This is a genomic window from Patulibacter minatonensis DSM 18081 (assembly GCF_000519325.1).
In the GTDB taxonomy this organism is placed as follows: Bacteria; Actinomycetota; Thermoleophilia; order Solirubrobacterales; family Solirubrobacteraceae; genus Patulibacter; species Patulibacter minatonensis.
Genome location: NZ_KI912613.1, coordinates 5,287,745 through 5,303,477 on the forward strand (window position 1 = coordinate 5,287,745; position 15,733 = coordinate 5,303,477).

Below are 15,733 nucleotides of genomic sequence, written 5' to 3' on the forward strand. Positions count from 1 at the left end.
CGCGTCCCGCCACCCGGCGGGGGCCGGGACGGGGCCGCCCTCAGCGACGCGGCGGCGTGGGCTCGCAGCGCACGAGACCGTCCTCGACGACGACCCGGACCCCGTCACCGACGTCCGCCGACCTCGTCGTCGCCGTCCGGCGGGCGAGCTCGAGGACGTCGTGCAACCGGGCACCGACCCGCGGGCACGACCGGCCGGTCGCGTCCTCCGCCAGGCGCCGCAGCACCCGCCGTCCGACGGCGGCCGGTGCCGTCGCGATCCGCTCCAGCTCCACGCCGCCGGGCCCCGCGCCGTCGACGACGGCGTCGGCCAGCGCGCCGAGCGCGGCGTCGTCCTCGCGGGCCAGCTCGGCGGTCCGGACGAGCGCGGGGGTCGCCCGCGCGTCCACGCCCTCGAGCTCGGCGAGCAGCCGACGTACGCGCCCGCGCGGCGAGCCCGGGTTCGTCGGGTCGTCGCTCCAGCGCACGCCGTGCTCCGCGCACCATGCCCCCGTGTCGGCCCGGGTCGCCCCGGCCGCGAGCAGGGGCCGCCGGACGCCGCGGGCGTCGTCCCGCGGCGCGATCCCGGCCAGGGCCCGCGTGCCCGGCGACGAGATGGCCCGCAGGAGCACGGTCTCCGCCTGATCGGAGGCGGTGTGGGCGACGAGCACCGGCGTTCCGGGTCCGCCCCAGCGGTCGGCGGCGTCCCGGAGCGCGTCCCGCCGGGCGTCGCGGGCCCAGGGGACCGGCGAGGCGCTCGACGCGCCGACGTGGCCGGGGACCGCGAGCCGGACGACCCGCGCGGCGACCCCGAGCCGCGCGGCGGCCCCGGTCGCACGCGTGGCCTCGGCGTCGGCGTCGGCGCCGCGCAGCGCGTGGTGGACGTGGACCGCGAGGAGGTCGTCGCCGCCGCAGATCCGTCGCGCGACGTCCAGCAGGCAGAGCGAGTCCCGCCCGCCCGACAGCGCGACGACGACCGGGTGCCCCGGCGGCGGGAGGTGCCCCGTGGCGCGGACCCGGTCCTCCAGGCCTCGACCGGAGGGCGCGTCGGGTCTCACGTCTGACCGACGCCGGCCCGGGCGCGGGCGACGAACAGCGCGGTCGGTTCGCGGAAGCCCTTCAGGCGCACGTCGCCGATGGGGTCGAAGGCGACGTGCCGCGGCGAGACGGCGGAGATGGCGTCGGTGACCAGGACCTCGCCCGCGCCCGCACGCGCGACGACGCGCGCGGCCTTGTTGACCTCGCGGCCGAAGTAGTCGCCGTCGCGGAAGAGGACCTCGCCCTGGTGGATCCCCATTCGCGGCCGGGGCTCCTGCGGGTGCAGCAGCTGGTAGTTGACCGCCCACTCCACGAGGGTCCCGGCGTCGTCGCCGATCACCATCACCTCGTCGCCGATCGTCTTGAGGATCCGCGCGTCGTCCGGGAGGGAGGCCTCGACCGCGTCGACGAAGCGCTCGACCGCCTCGACGGCCTCCTCGTCGCCCTGCTCCTCCGTCAGCCGCGTGAACCCCGCGAGGTCCGCGAACGCGATCGCGACGCGCAGGCGCCCGAGCCCGAGGAGCGAGTCGGCGTCGAGGGCCTGCTCCACGAGGCTCACGGCGTCCTGCTCGATGAACCAGTGCAGCGACCGGCGGTGCACGTCGCTGATGATCCGGTCGGCCAGCGGCATCACGTGGGCCGCCAGCGTCCCGACCGACTCGGCGGCGTCCAGGGCGGCGGCGTTGTCGCGGACCAGCGGGTCCCGGACGTAGAGCCGGAACATCCGGACCTCGGCGTCCGCGACCCGGCCGAGAGCCTGCCCGTAGATCCGGGCCAGCTGGAGCATCGCGACGAGCGGGAAGCCGGCGTCGAGCACCCGGGCGACGTGCTCGAACAGCGCGACGTCGTCCGCGCCGATCCGCTCGACCGCCTCCGCGCTGAAGCCGAAGGCCTCCCCCACGCGGCGCACGAGCGCGGGCTCCAGACCCGTCCGCCGGGCGACCTCCTCCGGATCGACGTGCTCGACGGGCGGGTCGAGCACGCTGCCCAGGTAGTGGAGCGCCAGGCCGTTGCGCTCCGCGACGAGCGCGATGTCCGCCAGCGACCGGCCCTTGGAGCGCAGGCGCTGGACGACGCGCGCGTGGTTCAGCGAGGCCGACGTCCACGCCCCGCCGTCGCCGCGGGGCACGAGCCCGAGGTCGGCCCACCGCCGGAGGGTGCCCTCCGAGACGCCGACGAGCTCGGCGACCCGGGCGCGTCCGAGGACGGTCTGACCGGAAGCGGGGACGACCGGGGGACCCGGCGGAGAGCTCTGGCGGCGGGCCCCTCTCAGGCCCCGCCGCCCGCGGGAGTCTCGTCCCGCACCGTCGGTCGTCGGCGCTCGTCCCACATCGGGGCGGCGCCTCGCAGACGACTGGTCGTCCACGTTCTGACCGGAGGCTTTGTCGGTGCGCTCAGTCATACCCGCCCGACGGGCACCACGTCAAGGGGCGGTCCGTCACGAGGACGGAGGATCGACGGGCGGGGCGGCGTCCTGCTCGAGGCGGGCGAGCCGCGACTCCACGGCGTCGAGGCGCTCCGACAGGCGACGGGCCTCCTCGCCGGTGACCAGGCGCGCGTCGTCGAGGGACCGCCCGAGGCGCCCGACGGCCTGCTGGACCTCGTCGGCCAGGACGCCCGCCTGCGCGGTCCCGGCGGTGCTCAGGTCCTCGAGGGCCCCGCGCACGCGGGTCACGACCGATCCGAGCTCGTCGGCGAGGTCCTGGGCGCGCGCCCGCGTGGACCGCGGGGCGCCGGCGGTCACGGCGAGCGCCTGGTCGACGGCCCGGCGCACCGCCTCGACCCGCGCCGAGCGCCGCGTGCCGGCGTCGTCGGGTGCGGACGCGGCGTCCGTCGCGCGGTCGATCGGGTCGCTCGACGGATCGGTCTCCACCCGCCCAGTCTATCCTCGCCCGGATCCCGTGAACGACCCCGCGCGCCTTCCCCCGATCCTCCGCCTGGGGCACCCCGTCGCCGAGCGGGCGGTCCTCGTCGGGGATCCCGGGCGCGCGCTCGCGCTCGCGCGGACGCTGCTGGAGGGCCCCCTGATGAGCAATCACGCCCGCGGGCTCTGGGGCTACACCGGGGGGACGGAGGACGGCCGCCGGCTCAGCGTGCTCTCCGTCGGGACGGGCGGGCCGAGCGCCGCGGCGGTGCTGCGGGAGCTCCACGACGCGGGCGTGCGGCGCGTCGTGCGGGCCGGGTCGGCCGTCGCCACCGGGCCGGACGTCGCCGCCGGGGAGGTCCGCGTCGTCCGGTTCGCCGTCGCGCACGACGGCACGAGCCGGGCCCTCGGACGCGCGCCGGGGGACGAGATCCGCCCCGACGCCGAGCTGACCGCGCGGCTCACCGGGACGGGGCTGACGGACCTCGGCGTGGTCAGCGTCGACCTGCTGCCCGCGGACGGCGGACCGCCGCCGCCCGAGCATCCGGGCGCCCACGCGGTGGACCGGCAGACCGCGCCGCTGCTGGCGGCCGCGGCCCGCCTCGGGCTGCCCGCGGCGGCCGTGCTCGGGTTCCCGGGCCCCGGCGAGTCCGACGACGCCCGTGCGGCGTGGTGGCAGGCCGTGGGGGCCGCGGCGGCCGGGGCCCTGGCGGCCTGACCGCCCCTCCCGACCCGGATCCCGGGCCGGGTGTCCGGGCGCCGGCCCGCGGCGCCCGGGTGGTCAGCCGGCCTTGCCGTCCTTCGCCGCCAGCGCGTCGATCGACGCCTGGATGGCCTCGAGCCGCTTCGTGAGGTCGGCCAGCGCCTTGTCGGACGGGCCCTCGACCTCCCGCGACGCCAGCGCGGAGAGGCGCTCGTCGACGCGGTCGACCGCGTCCTCGATCGACTCCAGCCGCTGCGCGACGTTGCGCACGCGTCGGGTCAGCCGCTCGATGTCGGCCGCCGTCGGCACGTTGAGGGCCCCGAAGGCGGCCTCCTGCGCCTGGGTGGCGCGCTCGCGCACGTCCATCGCGCGCTGCACCGCCCCCGTGACGATCGGATTGCCGAGCAGCTCCTGGGCGAGCTTGCCGATCGTCTCCTCGGACGCGCCCCTGACGCGCTCGCGGAGGTCCTTCGAGGACGTGGACTGCTCGTCGGTCATGCGCGTGTCGGCCCCTGCGTTCGGACGTCGGTCGGGGCGACCGGGAGGGGCGGACGGGTCCACCCCGGACGGTCGCCGGACCCGCCACCCTAGCCCACCGCGGAGCACGCTCGTACGGGTGCGCAGGGGCGGGCCGGGCCGCCCGAACCCCGTGGTACCGTTGCGCGGTCAGTGCCGCGCGAGCCTCGTCGTGGTGCGCTGAGGAGGCTCTGCAGAGAACCATGCCGTCGTCCACACGCAAGCTCCTGGTCGGGCTCTCGGCCGCGGGCGCCGTGGCCGCCGGCTTCGGTGCCACGGTCCAGGCCGGGGCCGAGGCGCGCACGCTGAACGTCACCCTCTCCGGGGGCCGCACCGTCGTCGTGAACGTGGACGTCCCGCCAGGGACCCCGGTCGAGCAGATCCCGCTCCCGGACCTGGGCGCCCCCGTCGTCTCGGTGCGCGACGCGTCACCGAAGCCCGCCACCGTGGAGGGCCAGGCGGCGACCGGCACCGTCCCCGCACCGGGGGCCACCGCCACCACCCCGGCGACGACGACGGGCGTCACCGACCCGTCCGTCGACAGCTCCGTCTTCGACGACAGCGGCGGCGAGGGCCGTCAGAACGCGGTCGACGAGGAGAAGCGGCGCGACGCCGCCGAGCGCCGCAAGGCCCGCACCGACGGCACGAAGGTCACGCGCCGGAAGAAGCAGGCGACGTCCGACGACGCCCCTGCGACGCCCACGACGGACGAGCCCCGCGCCGCCGCGGCCGCCGACGTCCCGAACGCGTCGGACCCCGGCTTCACCGAGGTCCTCCCGGGAGCCACGCCCGCGGGCGTCCCGAACTTCTTCATCGACAAGTTCCGGATCCCGCCGTTCCTGCTGCCGATCTACCAGGCGGCCGGCATCGAGTACGGCGTGCGGTGGGAGGTCCTCGCCGCCATCAACGAGGTCGAGACCGACTACGGCCGCAACCTCTCCGTCTCCTCCGCCGGCGCCGTCGGCTGGATGCAGTTCATGCCGGAGACCTGGAAGGCCTACGGGGTCGACGCCAACGGCGACGGCAAGGCCGATCCGTACAACCCGGTCGACGCGATCTTCGCGGCCGCCCGGTACCTGAAGGCCGCCGGCGGCCACGACCACATCCGCAAGGCCGTCTTCGCCTACAACCACGCGGGGTGGTACGTCGACCAGGTGATGCTGCGCGCCCGGCTGGTCTCCGGGCTCCCGGACGACCTCGTCGGGTCGCTGACCGGCCTGACGCAGGGCGTCTTCCCGGTCGCGTCGAAGACCCAGTACGCCGGCGACGACAGCAACCGCAAGGCCCGGGCGAAGGCCAGGGCCGGAGGCAACGCGGCGAAGTCGGTGGAGTCGAGCTCCCGCTCGTCGATCGACCTGTACGCCAAGGCCGGCGCCCCGGCGATCGCCGTCCAGGACGGCACGGTGACGTCGATCGGACAGGGCGACAAGCTCGGCCGGTACGTGCGCCTGCGCGACGTCTACGGCAACACCTACACGTACGGGAACCTCAAGAAGGTCTCCGCGCTGCACCCGGTGGCGAAGGACGACAAGACCCCCGCCCCCGTCCGGCACGCGTCTGCGAAGGACCCCGTCCCGACGAAGGCCGCGTCCGCCGGGACGCAGGCGCCGGACTCGGCGACGAAGCCCGCGACCACCGACGCCCCGAAGGCCCTGGCCGGCACCACTGGGGCCGTCCCGTCGTCGACCCCCGCGGCGCCCGTCGCGCCCAGCCGGGACTCCGAGGCGGTCTTCGCGAACCCCGCCCGCCCGCTGGCCCGCAAGAACGGCGGCGCGGAGCAGCTCGACCAGGCCCACGCCGACGACGCCACGTTCTCGGCCTACCTCTCGACGCTGCACGGTCTGACGAAGGACGACGTCGTCCTCAAGCGCCTGAGGAAGGGCTCCCGCGTGATGGCGGGGACCATCCTGGGACGCCTCGGTGCGACGTCGAAGGCCTCGCCGCACCTGAAGTTCCAGGTCCGGCCGGCCGGCAAGGACGCCCCGCTCGTCGACCCGAAGCCGATCCTCGACGGCTGGAAGCTGCTCGAGTCCACCACGGTCTACCGCGCCAAGGCGTCGTCGGCGCTGTTCAAGACGACCGACGGCGCGTCCACCGGCCAGGTCCTCCTGATGAGCAAGGAGCAGCTCCAGGAGCGCGTCCTCGCCGATCCGCAGCTCGACATCTACGCGGCCGGCCGCCGGATGGTCGAGGCCGGCGCGATCGACCGCCGCGTGCTGGCCACGCTCGAGTACCTGACCGCCAGCGGCCTGCGGATCGGCGTGTCGTCGCTGCGCCGGCCGGGCGCGATCACCTCCTCGGGCAACGTCTCCGAGCACGACTCCGGCAACGCCGTGGACATCTCCTCGGTCAACGGGATCACGATCTCGAAGGCCACCCAGGGCGCCGGCTCGATCACCGAGCAGGCGATCCGGATCCTCCTGGGGCTCCAGGGCACGCTGAAGCCGCACCAGATCATCTCGCTGATGACCTTCGAGGGCGCGGACAACACGTTCGCGATGGGCGACCACGACGATCACATCCACGTCGGCTTCCGCCCCACCGTCGCGCCGGGTGCGAAGCTCGGCAGGCAGGTCACGCAGGTCCTGAAGCCGGGCCAGTGGATCAAGCTCATCGACCGCATCGCGGACATCGACAACCCCACCGTCGTCGACACCCCGTCGAAGTACGCGGTCAAGGCCCCGAAGTCCGGCGACTGACCGCGTGCCCGAGGCGGGCGACGGGGCGCTGTTCCGCATCGTGCAGGTCGAGGTCCCCGGGGCGGTCGACGTGCAGGACGGCCGCTGGACGGTCCGCGGGCACGCCAACCGCCCCCGCGCGGTCGTGCTCGTCGAGTCGACCGACCGGCCGCGGCGTCGGTACCTGCGGCGCCGGGCAGACCCCGACGAGGACGCGCAGCAGCCCTCCACGACCTTGACCGTCGTCGACGCGGACCCGCTCGAGGCCCGCGACGTCGACCGCTGGCTGGCCCGGGTCGACGACCAGGCCGTGCTCACCGAGGCGCTCGACATCCTGCGTCACCTGCTCCACCTCGCCGCCGTCGCCGCCGCGGACCCCGATCCGCGGCCGCTGCGGGCCCGGGACCTCTCGCGGGCGACCGTGGCGTACGGCACGGGGCCGGAGGGCGCCTACGGGCGCTGGACGGCGTCCAGGCGGCTCCCGGTCCCCGCCGACGACCGCAGCGGGCGCCGGCGCGGCGGACCGGCGGCCTCGTCCGACGAGCGGCTCGCCGAGCTCCTCAGCGGGCGCGACGCCGTCCTGGCCGCCGAGGTGCTCACGCTGCGCGCCCGGCAGGACCTGAACGCCGGGCGCGTCCGGGAGGCCGCGCTCGGGCTGCGCATGGCGCTCGAGGCCGCGATCACCGAGCTCGAGCCCTGGCGGGCCGCCCCGCAGCTCGACGACGCGATCACCGCCCTGCTCGACGCCCGGCCGCGCGTCGCGTCGGCCGCGGCGGCAGCCGCTCGCGGCGGCCTCGAGGAGGAACAGGACGCCGACGTGCGCGACGTCCTGAAGGCCGTCTCGTTCGCCCTGGCGCGCCCTGCCGGCGGCCGGCGGGTCGGCGAGCGCGAGGCGCCGCTGCCGGCGTCGCGCCCCCGCCCCTCCCCCTGACCGCGGTCCCGGCGCCTCGGGGTCAGTCCGCCAGGCGGTCCAGCGCGGCGAGGAGCCCGTCGAGCTCCGCGACGACGTCGCCCCGCAGGCGGACGACGGCGTCGTCGTCGTACGGCGTGTCGCTCGTGGTCACCACCGCGACGTCGCCGCCGTGCTCCAGGGTCCGCCGCGGGAGCTCGGCGACGGGCCAGACGACGAGCGAGCTGCCGATGCACAGCACGAGGTCGGCGTCCCGCGCCAGGTCCTCGGCGCGGCGGAGCGCCTCGACCGGCAGCAGGTCGCCGAACAGCACGACGTCGGGCTTCAGCACCCCGGCGCAGACGCCGCAGCGCGGGACGCCGTCGTCCGCCTCCGCGATCAGCCGCAGGACCGCGGGGAGGGGCTCGCGTGCCCCGCACGCCGGGCAGTGGGCGCCCGAGATGCTGCCGTGGAGCTCGACGACGTCGCCGGACCCGGCCCGGGCGTGGAGCCCGTCGATGTTCTGCGTCAGGACCGTCCGGACGTGCCCGCGACGCTCGAGCTCGGCGACCGCGCGGTGGGCGTCGTTGGGCTCGAGTCCGCCGAAGCGGGCGAAGCGGTCCCCGTAGAACGACCAGAAGCGGACCGGGTCCGAGCGCCACACGTCGACGTGGGCGACCGTCATCGGGTCGACGTTCGCCCAGATGCCCGTCCCGGGGCTGCGGAAGTCCGGGATCCCCGAGGGGACGGAGATCCCGGCCCCGGTCAGCACGACGACCGAGTCCGCGGCGGCGATCCGCCGGGCGAGCTCGTCGTGGTGCTCCGTGCTCGCCGGGTCGGTCACCCCTGGGAGGCTACTCGCCGGTCCAGCGGGGCTCGCGCTTCTCGATGAACGCCTGGATGCCCTCGGCGGCGTCGGCGGAGCCGAAGATGTCGTGGAAGGCGTCCTTCTCGGCCTCGATGCCCTCGTCGAGCCCGGCGACGTCGGAGACCTGCTTGATCTTCTGGACCGCGATCGGCGCCTGGGCGGCGAACCGGCGCGCCCAGTTCAGGGCGACGTCGAGCAGCTCGTGGTCGTCGACGACCGTGTTCACGAGGCCGTGCGCGTACGCCTCGTCCGACAGGATCGGGTCGCCGACGAGGTTGAGCTCGAGCGCCTTGGCCTGACCGACGAGCCGCCGCAGGCGCTGGGTGCCGCCGAAGCCGGGGATGATGCCGAGCTTGATCTCGGGCTGGCCGAAGACGGCCGAGCGCGCCGCGATGCGGACGTCCATCGCGAGCGCGAGCTCGGAGCCGCCGCCGAACGCGATCGAGTTGATCGCACCGATCGTGGTGATCGGGCTGTGGCCGAAGCGACGGAACACGTTGTGCGCCTGGTCCAGGAGGGACTTCGCGCCGTCCTCGCCGAGCGTCGTGAACGCCTTGATGTCGGCGCCGGCGGAGAACACCCCGGACATCGGCGACGCCGACGCGAACACGACCGCCCGGGTCGTGCCGTCCGCCTCCAGGTGGTCCCAGACCTTCTGCAGGTCGTCGACGACCTGCGGCGAGATCGAGTTCACGGGCGGGTTGTCGAGCCAGGCGATGACGACGCCGTGCTCGCGGGTCTCCAGCTTGACCGTCTCGCCCGGCTGCGTCTCGTCGTACTGCGGATAGTCGTAGAAGCCCTGGCCGGACTTCTGGCCGAGGCGGCCCTGGGCGACCAGGCGGCGCAGCGTCGGGGGCGCCTCGAAGCGGTCGCCCTCGGACGCCGCGGCTTCCTCGAACCGCTCGAGGATCACGTCGAGGCCCTCGACGTCGCACTTCAGGAGCGGGGGCAGGATGCCGCGCTTGGGGTCCAGGCCGGTGCCGGCGGCCATCCCGAGGTCGATGTCGCGGACCGTCGCGTCGCCGTCCTCGATCAGCAGCAGGGCCTCGCGCACCATCGCGAGGTGCGAGAGCTCGATGATCCGGTCGATGTCCGGGTCGCCGTCGCCGTCGACGTTCGACGAGCCGTCCTGCTTGTAGAAGCCGTCGCCGGTCTTGGCGCCGAGGTCGCCCTGGGCCACGAGCTCGGCCTGGCGGGCATGGTTGAAGAAGCGTGCCGACGGCGACTGGTCGCCCTCGTCGACCTCCTCCACCATCTGCTGCTGGAGGTGCAGCGACGGATCCAGTCCGAGGCTGTTCATCAGGAAGAACGGGCCCATCGGCAGGGCCTTGCCCTTCAGTCCGTCGTCGATCTTCTGGATCGAGAGGCCCTGCCCCTGCTGGGCGCGGAAGACCTCCGACAGCTCGGCCGCGAGGATGCGGTTGACGGTGAAGCCGGGGCCTTCGCCGACGACGATCGGCTGCTTCTTCGTCGTCTGCGCGAACGCGTACGTCGTCGCGATCGTCTCCGGCGACGTCAGCTCGCCCTCCACGATCTCGAGCAGCGGCATCACGGACGCCGGGAAGAAGTAGTGCGTGCCCACGACCTTCTCGGGGCGGACCGTCGCGGCGGCGATGTCGGAGATCGCCAGTCCCGAGGTGTTGGACGCGAGGATCGCGCGGCCCGGCGTGACGGCGTCGAGCTCGGCGAAGACCGCCTGCTTGATCTCGAGCTTCTCCGGGACGGCCTCGATGACGAAGTCGACGTCGCCGAACGCGTCGTACGTGAGGGTGCCGTGGATCCGCCCGACGACCGCGGCGACCTGCGCCTTCGCGTCCTCCTCGGAGAGCTTCCCCTTCTTGACGAGGCGCCCGACCTGCTTCTCCGTGACCCCCGTCGCGACCTCGATGCCGTGATCGACGAGCTCCTGCTTGACGTCCTTCAGCACGACGTCGATGCCGGCGGCGGCGATCGTCTGCGCGATCTGCCCGCCCATCGTGCCTGCACCGACGACGGCGGCCTTGAAAACGAACGACATGACGGCTGGACTGCTCCTGAGCTCGGATGCGGTGGGGGCCCTTCGGCGGTCGGACGCGACGCGCCGGGCTGGCCGGAGCCTATCTGGCCGACTGGCCAATCGGTCGACCGCGGGCGCCTCCCGCCCGACCGTGGGGGGACCCTGCGCGACGGTCAGCCCGCGAGTTCCCGGCGGAGCGTCTCCACGGCCGCGGCGACCTCGTCGAGCGTCGGCAGCACGTCGTCGCGGAGCGTCTCCCGTTCGGCGATCCCCGCCTCGGTGATCCGGTAGATCCGCCGCGACCGCCGGTCCGGGTGCTCCCAGTCGCCGACGGCGAGACCCTGCTCCTCGAGGGCCCGGAGCAGCGGGTACATCGTGTTCGGGTTGACGGTCACGAGGCCCGCCGAGAGCTCACGGATCCGCTCGATCAGGCGGTTCCCGTACGCCGGACCGTCCCCGTCGAGGAGCTGGAGGACGAGCAACCGGACCAGGCCGGCCCGGCGCAGCGCCCCGGAGAGCGGGTCGCCCTGGCCACCGGGGCGGGCCGGGCGGTCGGGGACGACCTCGGTCGCGGCCGACGCGCTCCCCGCGGCCTCGCGGGCGGCCTCGCGCGCGGCACGGCGGGCCTCCCGGCGCCGCTCCGTGGTGGGTCCGTCCGCCGACACGACCTCCAGCATCGCAGGCCGACGGGCGGTCCGGGACCGCCGGGGACGCCCGGACGGAGGCCCGATCGGGGTCCGCGGAGCACCTCGTCGACCGCCGGGCGGGTGTGCGACGACGCGCAATCGCCCCGGTGGACCGCCGGGTCGGGCACACTGCTGGTGTGGACTCCGTCTTCGGGATCGTGATCTTCTCCGTCGTGGGGATCTCCGGCGTGATCGCGATCGGCACGTTCATCTTCGGTGGCGCCCCGCCCCACAGCACGATCGGGGGCAACGCGTTCGTCCCGTCGGTGAACGACCCGGGGGTCGAGACGCCGGACATGCGCGAGGACGACGTGCGCCAGATGCTCGAGGCCCGCAACCGTCGCCGGATCGCGCGCGGGGAGAGCCCGCAGGACATCGACGCCGAGCTGCGGGACCTGCTCTCCGCGCCGGCGGAGCCGGTCGACGACGCCGAGGTCCGGGCCGAGGTCGAGGCGATGGTCGCCGCCCGTCACGCGCGGCGGCGGCGGCGCGGGCGGCCCGAGGGCGACTTCGCGGCCGAGGTCGAGGAGCTCCTCGGCCGCATCAGCCGACCCTGAGACCTGCGCGCCGGCCCGCTCCTCGGGGCCCGAGGTCGTCCCCGGCCGCGGACGGTGTCGACGGGCGCGACGCACGGGAACCTGCGCGGACGGGAGGTGGGCGCACCTAGCATCGCTCGTCGTGTCCTCCCCCGCACCCGCCCGACGCCGGCTCGCCCCGGCCGGCCTGGCGGCGCTGGCCCTCGCCGTCGCCGTGCCCGCCGTCCTCCCCGGCACCCCGCCCCTCGGGCCCGCCGCCGCGTCGGCCGCCGCCAAGAGCAAGAAGAAGAAGCCGGCCAAGCCGAAGTACACGGTCGAGGGCGAGCTGCGGAAGCTCCGCTCCTCGAAGGCGATCTCCGCGAAGGACCTCTCGACCTGGCGCACGCTCTACCGCGACGTGACCGCGCGGGCGAAGGCGGCGCCGAAGGGGACGGCGAGGACCGAGCTCCTCGGCGTCCTCCAGAACACCGAGACGATCGCCGCCCGGCGCGACCTCACCGCCTCGATCGCCCCGAGCGTGTTCCTGACGCTGCAGGTCAACCGCGACTGGTGGGCGTCGCGGCCCGCGCCGCCGGACCGCTCGCGCCCCATCGTCGACGGCAGCCCGCTGATCTGGCAGTACTACAAGGGCGAGGGCCTGCAGATCCAGTGGCTCGCGACCTTCGGGCTCGCCAACGCGCTGAGCACGACGTCGACGCCGGCGAAGCTCGAGCAGCTCCGCGCGATCGAGGACGAGGCGCTGCGCCTGGCGTCCCAGCGCGCCGGTGGTCCGGCCTGGCAGTACCTCTTCGACTTCGGCGGCGGCGCGCCGCCCTGGGGCTCCGGGATGGCGCAGGCCACCGCGATGCAGTCCCTCGTCCGGACCTCCGCGAAGCTCGGCGACCCGAAGTACCGCGAGACGGCCCTGAAGGCCGTCGAGCTGCTCCGCCGCAGCGCCCCCGAGGGCGCGCGCTCGAAGCAGAAGGCCGGCGACCACCTGCTGCTCTACACGTTCGCGAACACGCGGGTGCTCAACGCGTTCTCGCAGACCGTCTCCGCCCTCCACGAGGTCGGGGCGGCGACGCAGGACGGGAAGGTGAACGCCCTCTACGTCCGCGCCGAGCGCGAGCTGCGGGCCGAGCTGCCCTCCTACGACCTCGGCACCTGGGCCCGGTACAACATCGGCGGCGCGAAGGAGACCCCGAGCTACCACCTGCTCTCGCGCGACAACATGCGCTCCCTGTGCCGGGTGCTGACCGCCGACGCGGGCACGTTCGCGGCCGGCCGGCCCGTCGCCGGCGCGCAGCCCCCGGCACCGGCCGCGCCGTACTGCGCGATGGCCGACCGCTTCACGCTGGACCTGCAGCGCACGCCGACCGGCCCGACGTCCCGCGCACGGACCCGCGCCGCGTCCCCTTCCACCGGTCCCGCCGCACCCGGCGTCGACGCACCGGACACCGGGGCCGCGGTGGCCTCCCCCGCCGTCAGCCAGCCATAGCCCCGGGCGGCGCGGCGCGGGCGCGTATACGCTCGCGGGCCGATGGCCACGCGGATCGTGCTCTACACCGGGAAGGGCGGCGTCGGCAAGACGTCGGTCGCCGCCGCCACCGCCCGGCGGATCGCGGCGTCCGGCCTGCGGGTCCTCGTCGTCTCGACGGATCCGGCCCACAGCCTCGCCGACGTCCTGGGCGCCGAGGTCGGCGCCGACCCGACGCCGGTCGCACCGGATCTCGAGGCGCTGCAGCTCGACGACCGCAGCGAGCTGACCCGGCACTGGAGCGCCGTCCGGGACTGGGCGTCCCGCACGCTCGTCGGGCGCGGCGTCGACCGGATCTCCGCCGAGGAGCTCTCCGTCCCGCCCGGCCTGGAGGAGCTCCTGAGCCTGCTGCGCCTCGTCGAGCTCCGCGACGCCGGCGACCACGACGTGATCGTCGTCGACTGCGCCCCGACCGCCGAGACGCTGCGGCTCCTGTCGTTCCCCGACCTCGCCCACTGGTGGCTCAGCCGCGTCGTCCCGCGCCAGGAGGACCTGCTCGGGACCGTCCGCCCCCTCGCCCGGGCGGTCCTCGACATCACGCTCCCGGACAGGACGGTCCTCGACGAGGTCGCGCGGATGATGGAGAGCCTCCTCGCGATGCGCGAGCTCTTCGTCGACCGCGAGCACGTCTCGATGCGGCTCGTGACCACCGCCGACCGCGTCGTCGTCGAGGAGGCGCGGCGCACCTACACGGCGCTCGGGCTCCACGGCGTCGCGACGGACGCCGTGATCGTCAACCGCCTGTTCCCCGAGGACGTCGGCCCCTACTTCGCCGGCTGGCGCGACCAGCAGCAGGAGGAGCTGCGCGGCATCGAGGACGCCTTCGCGCCGCTGCCGATCCTGCAGGCGCCGTACTTCGACCGCGAGGTGGTGGGGACCGACGCGCTCGACCGGCTCGGCGACGCGCTCTACGCCGGCGTGCACCCCGAGGACGTCCTCCACGTCGGCCTGTCGCGCGAGCTCGAGGTCGACGAGGACGGGGCGCGGCTGCGGATCGCGGTGCCGCTCGCCGACCGGGAGGACGTCTCGCTGCGGCGCGCCGGGGACGAGCTCGTCGTCGAGGTCGGGGGTCGCCGCCGCGCCGTGCTGTTGCCCCCGGCCATCGCGCACTATCGTCCGACTGGTGCGTCGCTGCGTGACGGGGTCCTCGACGTGACCCTCAGCCCGCCGGCGGCCCCCGACCCCGCATGACCGAGCCCGCCCACGCCCCCCTCACCGACGACGACGCCGTCGCCGACCTGCGTGAGCGGATCCTGGCGACGAAGGAGGCCGCGGAGCGCCTCCACGCCCGGGCCGAGGACGCGCGGCGCACGGAGGCGGGCGGCGGCACGCCGGCCGGGGGCTGGGCCACGCCGCAGGACCGCAGCGAGCGCGCCGACGAGGTCCACGCGCTCGCCGAGCTCGTCCGCGCGCTGCGCGAGCTCGTGCCGACCGAGCTCCGCGGCCAGGTCACCGAGATCCTGCGCCAGCTCCTGCTGCTCGTCCGCGCGATCATCGACTGGTGGGTGGACCGCCTCGAGCTCGAGGCCACCGACCCCCCCGTCCGCACGGCCCGCGCCGCCGCGGACCCCGCCCCGCACGTCGAGGACATCCCGATCGGCCCGTGAACGACTCCGCCCCCCGCCCCACCCGCCGCCCGTCGAAGCAGGGCACCGGCACCGGCCTGATCCGGGCGATCCGGTCGCTGGACGCCGCGCAGCAGCGGACCGCCGCCGCCGCGATCGTCGTCCTCGTCAGCCTCGGCACGCCGTGGTACTCCACCCAGATCGCCTTCAAGGGCGGTGGGGACAAGCTCACCGACGGGACGATGTCGGGGATCGCGGCGTTCTCGTTCGTCGAGGCCGCGGTGCTGCTCGTCGCGGTCGCGGTCCTCGCGCTCGTGTGGGCCCGGGCCACGGACAAGCGCTTCAGCCTGCCCCTGACCGACGGCACCGTCGTCACCGTCGCGGCCGCCTGGATCGGCGTCCTGATCGTCTACCGGCTGTTCGACAAGCCGGACGGCAAGGCGGAGAACGGGTCCGCCAGCCTGATCGGCCTCTCGTGGGGCATCTTCGCCAGCCTCTTCGCCGTCGGGCTGCTGCTCGCCACGGGCCTCGACCAGCGCCGACGGGACGCCGCCCTCCACGCCGAGACCGCACCCCCGCCCGAGGGCCCCGTCGTCGATCCCGAGGACCTCGTGGAGCCGGAGACCGTCGTGTCCCCGTCGGGCACCCCCGCCGACGGGCAGCGGGACGACGACCCGGCCCCGCCCGCGGCCGGCCAGGGCCCCGCCGGCGCGCCCGCGGCGGCAGCGGACGACGCGCCGCCCTCCCCGGAGCAGCGGTACGACCGCGACGCGCCGGACCCGGCGCGGGACGCCCCGGACCCCCGGTACGGCCCCGGGACGCCGGCTCCGCGGTCCGACCGTGGCGCCCCGGATCCCCGGTACGACCGCGACGCGCCCGACCCGCGGTACGACCGCGGCG

Annotated in this window: 14 protein-coding genes and 1 pseudogene; 8 read left to right on the top strand and 7 right to left on the bottom strand. The window is 75.4% G+C overall.

The features are described from left to right. Positions 1-40: 40 nt before the first annotated feature. The 3 genes from PATMI_RS33165 to PATMI_RS37730 all read right to left on the bottom strand — a co-directional run bounded on the left by PATMI_RS33165 (position 41) and on the right by PATMI_RS37730 (position 2,889). Positions 41-1,036 (bottom strand): tRNA lysidine(34) synthetase, encoded by a 996-nt coding sequence (locus tag PATMI_RS33165; RefSeq protein ID WP_051472258.1) that lies wholly within the window; start codon positions 1,034-1,036, stop codon positions 41-43. Then, positions 1,033-2,289, bottom strand: a complete 1,257-nt coding sequence (locus PATMI_RS33170) for an adenylate/guanylate cyclase domain-containing protein (protein ID WP_425415946.1) — start codon at positions 2,287-2,289, stop codon at positions 1,033-1,035. The genes PATMI_RS33165 and PATMI_RS33170 overlap by 4 nt, the downstream gene beginning before the upstream one ends. A 165-nt stretch (positions 2,290-2,454) precedes the next feature. Next, a complete protein-coding gene (locus PATMI_RS37730; protein WP_026912874.1) occupies positions 2,455-2,889 on the bottom strand; it encodes a hypothetical protein in 435 nt (144 codons plus the stop codon). Positions 2,890-2,917: 28 nt separating this feature from the next. On the opposite strand from PATMI_RS37730, the gene PATMI_RS35465 reads away from it, so the two are divergent. Further along, positions 2,918-3,598 (top strand): phosphorylase family protein, encoded by a 681-nt coding sequence (locus PATMI_RS35465; protein WP_051472259.1) that lies wholly within the window; start codon positions 2,918-2,920, stop codon positions 3,596-3,598. Between the two features lie 63 nt (positions 3,599-3,661). Here the strand turns inward: PATMI_RS35465 and PATMI_RS33180 are convergent, their stop codons facing one another. Further along, a complete protein-coding gene (locus PATMI_RS33180) occupies positions 3,662-4,081 on the bottom strand; it encodes a hypothetical protein (RefSeq protein ID WP_051472452.1) in 420 nt (139 codons plus the stop codon). Positions 4,082-4,302: 221 nt separating this feature from the next. Between PATMI_RS33180 and PATMI_RS38055 the strand changes: the two genes are divergently transcribed. Both PATMI_RS38055 and PATMI_RS0124930 read left to right on the top strand, forming a co-directional pair. After that, positions 4,303-6,798: a lytic murein transglycosylase gene (locus PATMI_RS38055; RefSeq protein ID WP_051472260.1), complete on the top strand. Its 2,496-nt coding sequence runs from the start codon at positions 4,303-4,305 to the stop codon at positions 6,796-6,798. Between the two features lie 4 nt (positions 6,799-6,802). Next, complete coding sequence (locus tag PATMI_RS0124930) at positions 6,803-7,708, top strand: hypothetical protein (protein WP_026912875.1); 906 nt, start codon at positions 6,803-6,805, stop codon at positions 7,706-7,708. Positions 7,709-7,730: 22 nt separating this feature from the next. Here the strand turns inward: PATMI_RS0124930 and PATMI_RS0124935 are convergent, their stop codons facing one another. From PATMI_RS0124935 to PATMI_RS35475, 3 genes are all read right to left on the bottom strand, one after another. Further along, positions 7,731-8,510, bottom strand: coding sequence for an SIR2 family NAD-dependent protein deacylase (locus PATMI_RS0124935; RefSeq protein WP_051472261.1), 780 nt, complete (start codon positions 8,508-8,510; stop codon positions 7,731-7,733). A gap of 10 nt (positions 8,511-8,520) precedes the next feature. Then, the gene (locus PATMI_RS0124940) at positions 8,521-10,551 is read right to left on the bottom strand and encodes a 3-hydroxyacyl-CoA dehydrogenase/enoyl-CoA hydratase family protein (RefSeq protein WP_026912877.1); all 2,031 of its coding nucleotides are present in this window, start codon (positions 10,549-10,551) and stop codon (positions 8,521-8,523) included. A 152-nt stretch (positions 10,552-10,703) separates the two neighbouring features. Next, complete coding sequence (locus PATMI_RS35475) at positions 10,704-11,195, bottom strand: PadR family transcriptional regulator (RefSeq protein ID WP_169738415.1); 492 nt, start codon at positions 11,193-11,195, stop codon at positions 10,704-10,706. A gap of 158 nt (positions 11,196-11,353) precedes the next feature. Between PATMI_RS35475 and PATMI_RS0124950 the strand changes: the two genes are divergently transcribed. The 5 genes and pseudogenes from PATMI_RS0124950 to PATMI_RS37735 form a co-directional block, all read left to right on the top strand. Then, a complete protein-coding gene (locus PATMI_RS0124950; protein ID WP_026912878.1) occupies positions 11,354-11,773 on the top strand; it encodes a hypothetical protein in 420 nt (139 codons plus the stop codon). A 121-nt stretch (positions 11,774-11,894) separates the two neighbouring features. After that, positions 11,895-13,229, top strand: coding sequence for a D-glucuronyl C5-epimerase family protein (locus PATMI_RS33195; protein WP_036726402.1), 1,335 nt, complete (start codon positions 11,895-11,897; stop codon positions 13,227-13,229). Between the two features lie 42 nt (positions 13,230-13,271). Beyond that, positions 13,272-14,459, top strand: coding sequence for an ArsA family ATPase (locus PATMI_RS33200; protein WP_051472263.1), 1,188 nt, complete (start codon positions 13,272-13,274; stop codon positions 14,457-14,459). Beyond that, positions 14,456-14,875 (top strand): hypothetical protein, encoded by a 420-nt coding sequence (locus PATMI_RS0124965; RefSeq protein ID WP_026912879.1) that lies wholly within the window; start codon positions 14,456-14,458, stop codon positions 14,873-14,875. Before PATMI_RS33200 ends, PATMI_RS0124965 begins: the two co-directional genes overlap by 4 nt. Further along, positions 14,872-15,733: pseudogene (locus tag PATMI_RS37735) on the top strand (hypothetical protein); the annotation flags it as partial. The gene PATMI_RS0124965 and the pseudogene PATMI_RS37735, both read left to right, overlap by 4 nt.